5 protein-coding genes are annotated in these 9402 nt (G+C 68.4%); 3 read left to right on the forward strand and 2 right to left on the reverse strand.

From position 1 onward, the window contains the following. Positions 1-280: 280 nt before the first annotated feature. Positions 281-1048, forward strand: coding sequence for an aminoglycoside adenylyltransferase domain-containing protein (locus tag ABN028_RS33305; RefSeq protein WP_349329297.1), 768 nt, complete (start codon positions 281-283; stop codon positions 1046-1048). Here the strand turns inward: ABN028_RS33305 and ABN028_RS35635 are convergent. Further along, entirely contained in the window at positions 943-1242 is a 300-nt protein-coding gene (locus ABN028_RS35635; protein ID WP_502879243.1) for a helix-turn-helix domain-containing protein, read from the reverse strand. The genes ABN028_RS33305 and ABN028_RS35635 overlap by 106 nt on opposite strands. Before the next feature lie 1005 nt (positions 1243-2247). Further along, positions 2248-3540, reverse strand: a complete 1293-nt coding sequence (locus ABN028_RS33310; RefSeq protein ID WP_349699373.1) for an alkaline phosphatase family protein — start codon at positions 3538-3540, stop codon at positions 2248-2250. 531 nt (positions 3541-4071) lie between these two features. On the opposite strand from ABN028_RS33310, the gene ABN028_RS33315 reads away from it, so the two are divergent. Beyond that, a complete protein-coding gene (locus ABN028_RS33315) occupies positions 4072-4473 on the forward strand; it encodes a hypothetical protein (protein ID WP_349329301.1) in 402 nt (133 codons plus the stop codon). 2 nt (positions 4474-4475) lie between these two features. Then, entirely contained in the window at positions 4476-9260 is a 4785-nt protein-coding gene (locus tag ABN028_RS33320) for a DUF5724 domain-containing protein (protein ID WP_349699374.1), read from the forward strand. Positions 9261-9402: the final 142 nt, after the last annotated feature.

Genomic DNA, 9402 nt, shown 5'->3' on the forward strand with positions numbered 1-9402 from the left:
CGCGACGCGGAAGTCAGGTGCCACCGGCCATCGCTTGGTGCTATCAAGTGGGCATGCTGAGGCTCGGAGACGTCACGTTCGTGACCCGCGATCCCGAACGTCTGGCGGACATCTGGTCGACCGTGCATGGCATGCCAGAGCTCAAGTCGTCGCCTCGAGGAAATCCTGCGTGCCCACGCGGGGTAGCGCTTCTCCCCCGTCTGCCATTTGACGCATGCGGGCCCCGTGCAACGTCCGCGGTCGACATGGACCTCACCGCGCTTCCTCTGCTGCCCGGCCTGTGATAATCAACAACGCTGAACTCGAACGCCGGCTTGCCGAGGTTGGTGAACCGGCCAAGTCGGCATCGGCGCGGCTGGCCCGCGGTATCGGTGACCTCCTCGGCGACAACCTCGTTGCGATGTGGCTCTACGGGGGCCAGCTGGCTCCTGGCGGGTCGCCGGGCGACGTCGACCTGCATGTCGTCGTCCGGCGTGCCCCGGACAGTCACGAGCTCGAGCGAGTCAAGAAATTGCACAGCACCATCTGCTCTGACCTCGCCATTCCGCAGCTCGACGCCTGGTACGTCCTGCTTGACGAGGCCCGCTCCACACGGCGACCTCGGGACCTGAACTGGCCAGTCGAGGAGCGCGATGAGAACTGGGCGATCAAACGTGCGCAATGGTTCGCCGGAGCCTACGTCCTGGTTCATGGTCTGCCACCGGAGCAGGTCGTTCCTCGCCCGGACCGGGCTGAGATCGAGGCGGAGCTGCTCGCCCAACTCACTGACGCCATCGCCATTGATGACCATCGCCATCCGGCCGGGCTGACGTTGCGGCTCTGCCGGGTTCTCCTCAGCCTCACCACCCGGAACGTTGTTCACTTCAAGCTCGACGCCGCTGCCTGGGCACTCGACAAGCTCTCGCCCGAATCGCAGGCCCATGTCGCTGCGGCCGTACGGGTCTACCGCCGCGTCCCGGCGCCCGGTGATCGGTCCCTCATTGCCGAACGGGTGTCAGCTTTCTGTCGGGAGATCTGCTCACTGGTCGAGAGTCTGCCCGGGCGTTGAGCTTCAACTCGGCGACGCTGTACTCGTGCAGCGTGGTCGGCGGTCTGGGGCAGGTAGCGTCCTTGTTCGTCGCGGTGGCGGTCCAGCTCTCGTTTGATCATCGACGGGCTGCGGGCCAGTTCGGCTGCGATCTGCCGCTTCGAACAGCCCAGCCACAACAGATCAGCGATCTGCGGCCGCTCGTGTAGCGACAGGTACCCGTCCGGAGGGTCGACTGTGCTGGGTAGGTGCCACGCTCTGGTGGCGGTGTCGGGTGCGAATCAGTACGCCGGTGCGTCGGGTCACCCCGAGCAGCTTGCATGCAGCTGTGTTCGTCAGCCCGGAACGCATCAATCCCAGTACCGCGTGTCGCGCAGGTCGGTCTTCGACGGCCGCCGCGTGTGCAGCAGTTCGACGTGGCGTGCTGACTCCCGCACCAAACGCTGCTCGCCAGCTGCACGCTCACGCCGCGCCCGGTCGTGAGCCCTGCGGCGTTCGGCCTCCCACCCCACCGACCGCTACCGCGGAATCCGCAGCTTGCGCGCCACGGAGCGCACGGACACACCCTGCTCGCGCAGAGCGACAAACGCCTCTCGGAGCCAACCCATACCCGGTCTGCTTGTCGACCCCGGCTGCCCGGGTGGACGGGTTGAGACCACGCCCTCACGAATCGAGGCCAGGGAACGTACGCCAGCGCCAGAGTCGGACCACAAGTACATCGACGAACTACTTTCAAAGAAGGCGTTGCGTCGACCGATAGAACCTGGGGGTGGCCTATCCGGACGCTTCCCGCAGTCACAGTTCGCGCCAATGCTCGTCCTCCTAGGCGCCACAGCCAAAGTGGGATCGTCGTCTTGGATGCCTGTAGAGGCCGCCCAGGTGGCGCAGGCCAGCGGTCACACGGCTGCTGCTCGAAACTCGACTGATCGTTTCGGTGGACACTGATGTCATGCCGAGGTGAGTGTTGACGCCGTTGCTCGGGCCGCGGGTGTGTCTGTGGTGCGGCGGCTGACAGGTGGCGAGTGGGGCGCTTACCTCGTCACAACGGTGGGGGGCGCCATGGCGGTGCTGAAGCCCTTGCCGCGCCATGAAATCTTCGCGGAGCATCGAGCCGTGGACGACCCTCCCGATCAGGCGTGTGTCCATGAAACCAGCAGGCTCAGACAAAGACGATCATCAGACCCTGCTGCGTGGGGGCCCAGTTGCCGGACTTCCGCGGATCAGAGCAACAGCGACTCCCGTAGCACCCGGCCCTCGGACTGCGCGGGTGGGTCGATCCCGAGGATCGCCGACATCGTCGCGGCCAGGTCGACGTGGCGTGGGTTCTGCGGCGGCCTCCCGGGCCGGATCCGGTGGCCGGACAAAATGAGTGGCACCTTGGTCTCCGCGCGACTGCCGTGGCGTCCGTCGAAGCCCTCGGCTGGCGGGCTGAAGGACAGCGCGTACGGTGCTGCCAGTTCGAGCACCAGCTGGCCGTATTGGGGCGCCATCCGCAGCGCTGCCTGGTCGGTCTTGGTCAGCACAGTCGCGACACCTTCGACGTCGGCAAGCGCCGCATGGGCACGGTCGATCGCGGCGGCGTCGGTGGCCAGCGCGCCGAGGAGATGCACGGACGCGATGCTGCCGCCGGAGACCAGGACGACATCGGTCTCCGGCGATGGCCGACCACCGGACCCGATCACCTCGGGCGTAAAGCCCGCGGTGGCGAGGGCGGCGACCGCCTGAGCGGCCATCGGCGTGTTCCAGCCGGTCATGCCGTGGTCGCCGGTGACCACCCAGGTCGTCCGGCCGAAGAGGTCGAGGTCCTTGACCGTTCGGATCAGCCGTCCGAGCTCGACGTCGGTCTCGCGCATGGTGTCGAGCATCCGCGGGTCGTCGGGCCCGAACGAGTGCCCGTCGCCGTCGAGGTCGCTGGAGTAGACCGCGAGGAAGTCCGGTCGCCGGGTGATGGTCACCATCGTGCCGCCGCTGTTGACGGGTTGCCCGGTGAGCATGGCGATCGCGTCGTCGACGCGCGCGCTGATCCGTCCGCCGGGCTGGGTGTAGAGGCCGTCAGGGTCGCCGTACGCGATGCCTTTGTCCTGCAGGATGAACCACTGCGCGGATCCGATCTGGATGCCCTGCGGTCGCCACGCCTGGGCGAGTCCCTCGACCGCACTGTCGCGGCTCTGGCCACGGGCGACACCGGCCGTCTCGTCGTAGTAGTAGGCGGCGTTGCGGGTGCGGTCGGGGTTGGCGCCGCACGAGATCGCCGTCCATGACTGGTTGGTGATGCTGGCCATCACGCCGGTGTTGGTGGTCACGGAGCCGAGCCGCGCCAGCGACATCAGGTTCGGCATCGGCGCCCGACCGTCGAGGTAGTCGATGTCGAAGCCGTCGAGGGCGACGAAGATCAGCAGGCCGCGCTTGGCGGCGGCGTACGCAGGCACGGCGTCGAGCGGCGATGCGAGCGCCGCAGCCACGGCGCCCGCGCCGGCGAGGACGCCGCGCCGGGACAGCGAAGTAGTGGACATGGCGCGACCGTAGAAGCCGCACGCTCCCAGCCGGCGCCGATTGGATGAACGGTCCGCAAACGGTCAAGGCCGTCGAGAATCCGGCGGCCATAGATGGCTGACAGCAGACGTTCGGCCAGATCCTCGGCGCTGCGCGCGCAGCCGACCTCGACCTGCCGGCCGCTCGGTTCACGATCCGCTCCGGCAAGGGCGGCCGAAGGCGGACCGTCCCGGTCGGCCCCGCAACCGTCCAGGTAATCCGCGACTACCTCGATCTGTGACAGCAGCACCCCGCAGCCGACGACCCCAACCTCTGGCTGGGTACCTGAGGGACCAGATCCGGGTACGACAGCCTCGGCAAGGCAGCCGCCGCGCCAACCCACGGCGGCCGAACGGGCCGCGGCCGCGGCGCGCCCGCTCGACCTGGGGAACCTGTGACCGCGGGACCGTCGGGCTTGAGCTGGCCGGTGGGCACTTCGCCGTGGCAGCAACTCACCCACGCTTCCTCCCGAGATCGTCCCAACAGCGGCCAACGGATGCCAGGGTGGGGCCGTGATCGTTGAGACCAAGGTCGTCGGCAGCAAGGACACCGAGTCCCTGCACGTCGCGGTGCCCGCCGATATCGGATCGCTGCGAGATCTCCTCTCGGCGCTCGTGCGTCATGAGTTGGCCTCCTACGAACAACGGCGAACGGCCAGCAAGACCCTGCAGGTGCTGACTCCTGCGGACCTCGCTCGCGGCGTCGACACCGGCGTCTACGGCCGCGAGAACCGTGCGGTCGCGGCCCCGCCACCCGAGGCTGAGGCAATTGAGCGAACCGTCGAGGCCTTCACGGACGGCCTCTTCTTTGTGTTCATCGACGACGTCCAGGTCGAGGAGCTCGAGGCGCCGGTCGTGGTCCGTCCAGACTCGACACTGCGACTGATCCGCCTGGTCGCCCTGGCAGGGGGCTGAGCATGCTGTCGGGTGATGCCGCACGGGCAGCGCTGCAGAAGTACGTCGCGTCCGAGGGCGACCGGACCAAGGGCGTACGCGTCCACAAGCTCTTGGCGCCCAAGCTCGCCACCGACATCGTCGCCGTCCTGGCCGACACCCGGCGCCCCTGCCGACCCATCTCCCGGCGGCTCGACGAACTCAGCCTCCCCAAGCGTGAGAAGGTGCTCAGCGCCATCACCCCGGAACTCGGGAAGGATCTCGCGCGCTGGTGGGAGTGGTCAGGGCAGCAGCCCTATCAGCGGGGTTGGCAGCGGCGCGCCTACCGGTCCACGGACCGGGCTGACTCCCTCGACACCCGCTGGATGGAGCTGCGCCAGTACCTGCAACACGCCGTGCAGTACCCCCAGCCGCTGGAATGGCAGGCCGCATGGGCGCTGCACTTGGGCCAGCACGTCCCGTTGGGCTCGCTCTTCGCCTCCGCCGTCGCCCACGGCAACACGGACGTCGCCCAGATCCTCACCGCGTGCATTCGCGGCGAGCACGACATCAGCGGCCCGTCGCAGCACGCGTACGTCGCACTCCTCTCATCGCCCGACCCCGCCGCCTGGGCGGAAGTCGAGCGGCGCCTCGTCGCCGCACAACGCTCCGAGGGACTGCGCCAGACGATCCTCGAGGCCGCTGATCTCGCCCATCCCGATGCATTCGCCCGGATTCTTGACCTCGTCGTCGAGCATCGGCTCGCCAGGTTCGCCGGGACCGTGCGTGCGCTGGGCGTCTGGATCGGTGAAGACCTCACGGTTCGGCAGGAGAAGCAGGTCGCCGACGCCGTGGCCATCATCCGCGACCATCTCCGGCAGCCCCCACAACCCGCAGCCCTGGCCGAAGCTGACCCCGTGTCCGCGTTCCTCGGCGTCTGGTCCCTGGCGGTCCGCGACGTGCACGCGGCCATCGCCGCCGCCGAATCCCTGCAGAGCAACCCGAACGAGCGCACCCGGCTGGCGGCCGCCCGGCTGCTCACCGACTTCGCAATCCCCGCTACCGGCGCCGCTCTGACCCGCGCGATCTCCGACCTGTCCCTTCCGGTGTACGCCGCCGCCGTGACCGCGTGGCCGGCCCACGCGTACGGGTTCGAGCAATCTCCGGTGCCGATGCCAGAACCGGTCCGGGCCAACCTCCATGAGCGGGTCCGCACGCTCGGCAAGATCCAGGACGTCGACACCGGACTGATCGGCACCCTGCCGCGCAAGGTCGGCAGCACCCTCGCCGCGGACGTGCTCATCTGTCACTCCGGCGACCGGCCACTCGACCTGGCGCTCGTGGGCGCGGCGTCCGCAAACGGCCGCTGGGTCGCGGCCCGCGAGTACGCCAAGGATCCGGCCAGCAACAGGGCGGCGCTGTTCTCGCTTGTCGCTGATCGCTCGACCATGGTGCGTGACACCGTCGGCGGCGCGCTGCAGTCGCTTCCCGCGATCTCCGAGGGCGAGGCCCGGCTTCTGGAGGACGCGCTCAGCCGCAAGGCGGCCGACCTGCGCACGACCGCGCTGTCCATTCTCCGGAAGCGAGATCCGCGCGCGCTTGCCGCTTCGATCGAGCGACTCGCATCCGGGACTGCCGACCAGCAGCGAGCCGCCGACGAACTCGTCGGCCGCAGCGAAGCAACCGCCGGCCAGACGAACGAGGCCACCTCGGCGATCCGTTTCAACGCCGCCGACCGCACGCCTGCTCAGCGCCCCATCGCCCCAGCGCCCGCAGCTTGGGAGCGACACCACGACCGGTGTCGGCTCGCGTGGACCTCGCTGAGCGGCTGGCTCGCCGAACACGCGGACGTCGAGGTCCAGACCTACCAAGGCGTCGAACTCCTGGCGAACATCCGATGGATCCACGTCGGCAAGGACGGTGCCCTTCCCATTCCGGAGATCCTCGGCCCGTGGTGGGAACGCATCCAGCCGCAGCTCACCGACGGCGGACTCGAGCTTGCTCTTCTGTCGCATATTCCACGGGTGAACCGACGATGGGCGGTCGATGTCACCCGAACCCTCGTAGGGCCGGTGGCAGCGGAGTTTCCGAAGGCCGACGTCAACGCCCTGCAGTGGCAGGCATTCCGAGCGATCGGCCAGCACGCCAGCCGCGATTCCTGGGCCGAGCCCCTTGTCCGCTTCCTGGAGACGGCCGCCGCTGCGCTGCCGGTCGACGGGCTCCGCGCTCCAGCGGAAGTCCTGGAGCGCCGCGGCCGGCGCCTCGAACGGGATCGCTGGGGCAACCCGATCGGCGCGGACGATCGCACCACCTTCGAGGACCTGTTCAGCGGCAGCCCAGGCTTCATCGACCCCACCGGGCTGACCGACGACCAGCTGGCTCGGCTCTGGCGCGCGCTCAGGTTCATCGACGAGCCGGAGTGCACCATTGACCGCTGGGACGGCCCGAAGGTCGAGGTCGACGTCCGCGACGCCTACGGCCGCGCCGGTGGCACCGTGCAGGTTCCCAACCAGCCCGATCGTTGGCCAACCCCCGCCCGGATCCTCGTCGAGGCCTTCAACCGCGGCGCCGCGACCAGAGCAGACCTCATCGACGCCCTCGTGGTCGCACCCCGCGTCCACCACTGGTTCTCCCATGGGCCACGGCAAGACGCCCTGCGCGTACTCACCGGACTCCGACCCGAGCCCTGGGCCGCGGGCGCCAGAGTTCAAGGCGTCGTCTCCGAAGTACGGGCCGCCGTCATCGCCGCGGAGGTCGCTCGCGGAGACCTGCCGACCGAGCTCTCCGAGACCTCCCATGGCCTGCGCACCACTTACGGCGCGCAGCAACTCGTGCAATGCCTCGCCGCACTCGGAAAGAGGCCGTTCGCCCGTGCCTACGCCTGGACCCAGTCGCGCGAAAGCAGCCTCTCTCACCTCATTCGCGTCAACCAACCGCTAGCGGACGACACCGCCGCCGCGCTCGGCCGGCTTGCCAAGGAAGCCAAGATCTCCGACCAGCGGCTCATCGAGACCGCTGTCTACGCACCTCAGTGGTCCCGTCTGCTCGAGCAACACCTCGGATGGACCGGACTCGAGTCGGCCGTGTGGTGGGTGCACGCGCACACCAAGGACGACAGCTGGTCCGTCGACGCCGAGATCCGCGCCCAGTGGGCCACTGAAGTCAGCCAGCGCACTCCACTGGACGCGACTGACCTCGTCAACGGTGCCGCGGATGTCGCATGGTTCCACGACGTGATCGGCACGCTCGGAGAAGACCGGTTCAACCAAGTGCTCAAGGCCGCGAAGTACGCCTCGTCCTCGGGCGGCCACAAGCGTGCACAGCTGTTCGCCACAGCCCTGTTGGGGACGATCGACGAAGCGGAGGTCGTGCAACGTATCCGCGAGAAGCGCCGTCAGGACTCGGTGCGCGCCCTCGGCCTGCTCCCGCTCCCGAATCAGGAGGCGCTGCTCGACCGATACGAACTTCTCCGCGGCTTCGTTGCCTCCGACCGCACCTCGGGCTCTCAGCGGCGGGCCTCCGAATCCACTGCCGTCGAGGTTGGGCTGGAGAACCTCGCCCGCACCGCCGGATTCCGGGACCCCCAGCGACTGGTGTGGGCCATGGAAGCGCAGTCGGTCCGAGACCTGGCCGACGGCCCCGTCACTGCCGCAGACGGCGATCTGGTCGTGGCCCTCGCCATCGACGCCTCCGGATCCCCCGAGCTCACAGTCCAGCGGGCCGGCAAGCCACTCAAGTCCGTCCCGGCCAAGAGCGCCAAGGTGCCGGAGATCGCCGCACTCCGAGACCGGGCGACGACCTTACGCAAACAGATCCGTCGCATGCGAACGTCACTGGAATCGGGGTGCGTTCTCGGGGATGCCTTCGTCCCGGACGAGTTGGCGGACCTCCTGCGACACCCGATCCTCGGCCCGATGCTCCGCGACCTCGTCCTCGTCGACATCGAGGGGATCGTTGGGTTCCCGCTTGACGGCACCACGTTGTCCGCCCCGGACGGTGCCGAACGCGTCGCTGTCGGCGCTCTGCGGGTCGCGCACCCGATCGACCTCCTGTCCTCGGGAGAGTGGCCGGACTTCCAGCACGCGCTGATGGTTGGCGAACGACGGCAACCCTTCAAACAGCTCTTCCGCGAGCTCTACACGCTCAACGCGAACGAACGCGACGAAGCCGGCGTGAGCTCCCGCAGGTACGGAGGACACCAGGTCGAAGCTCGACAGGCCGGCGGGATCTTCACCTCTCGCGGCTGGGTCGCGGACTTCGAGCAAGGCTTCTCCCGAACGTTCCACCAGCAGAAGATCACCGCGTGGTGCCACCTCGTCAACGGCTGGGGCTCCCCGACCGAGGTCGAGGACGCCACCATCGACGACGTCACCTTCCACCCAGCTGGGAAGTGGCAGCCGCTGCCGCTCGCTGACGTCCCTGCCCGGGTGTTCTCGGAAACCATGCGCGACCTCGACCTGGTCGTCTCCGTGGCACACGCGAGCGGCGTTGACCCCGAGGCGTCGGAGTCCTCGATCGCCATGCGCGGTCGCCTGGTCGACGAGACAGCCTCGATGCTCGGTATTGCCAACGTTGAGGTCGGCGGCCACCACGTGCGCGTCAAGGGCACCCTCGGCACCTACTCGATCCACCTTGGCTCCGGCGTCGTGCACCGGGTCCCCGGCAACGCGGTGTGCATCGTGCCGGTCTCCGCCCAGCACCGCAGCCGCGTCTTCCTTCCGTTCGCGGACGACGACCCCCGGACCGCCGAGATCGTAGCGAAGGTTGTTCTTCTGGCATGCGACGACAAGATCAAGGACCCGACGATCCTCCAGCAGTTGGTGGGTTAGCGCCGCGGAAACGTTGCCTAGTACGGCGTGGCGTTAATGATTGGACGGTTGTTCCTGGGAGGATGCTGGTATGGCTCATCCTCCTGCTGCGGCGTTGGTGTTGCATGACGGTGATCGGGACGTTCTTGGTTCGTGGGTGCGA

Origin of the sequence: Actinopolymorpha sp. B17G11, from assembly GCF_040196095.1 — a bacterium.
In the GTDB taxonomy this organism is placed as follows: domain Bacteria; phylum Actinomycetota; class Actinomycetes; order Propionibacteriales; family Actinopolymorphaceae; genus Thermasporomyces.

Coding starts and splice junctions, on each gene's coding strand:
- ABN028_RS33310 (WP_349699373.1), bottom strand. CDS start 3,540: ATGTCCACTACTTCGCTGTCCCGGCGCGGCGTCCTCGCCGGCGCGGGC.
- ABN028_RS33320 (WP_349699374.1), top strand. CDS start 4,476: ATGCTGTCGGGTGATGCCGCACGGGCAGCGCTGCAGAAGTACGTCGCG.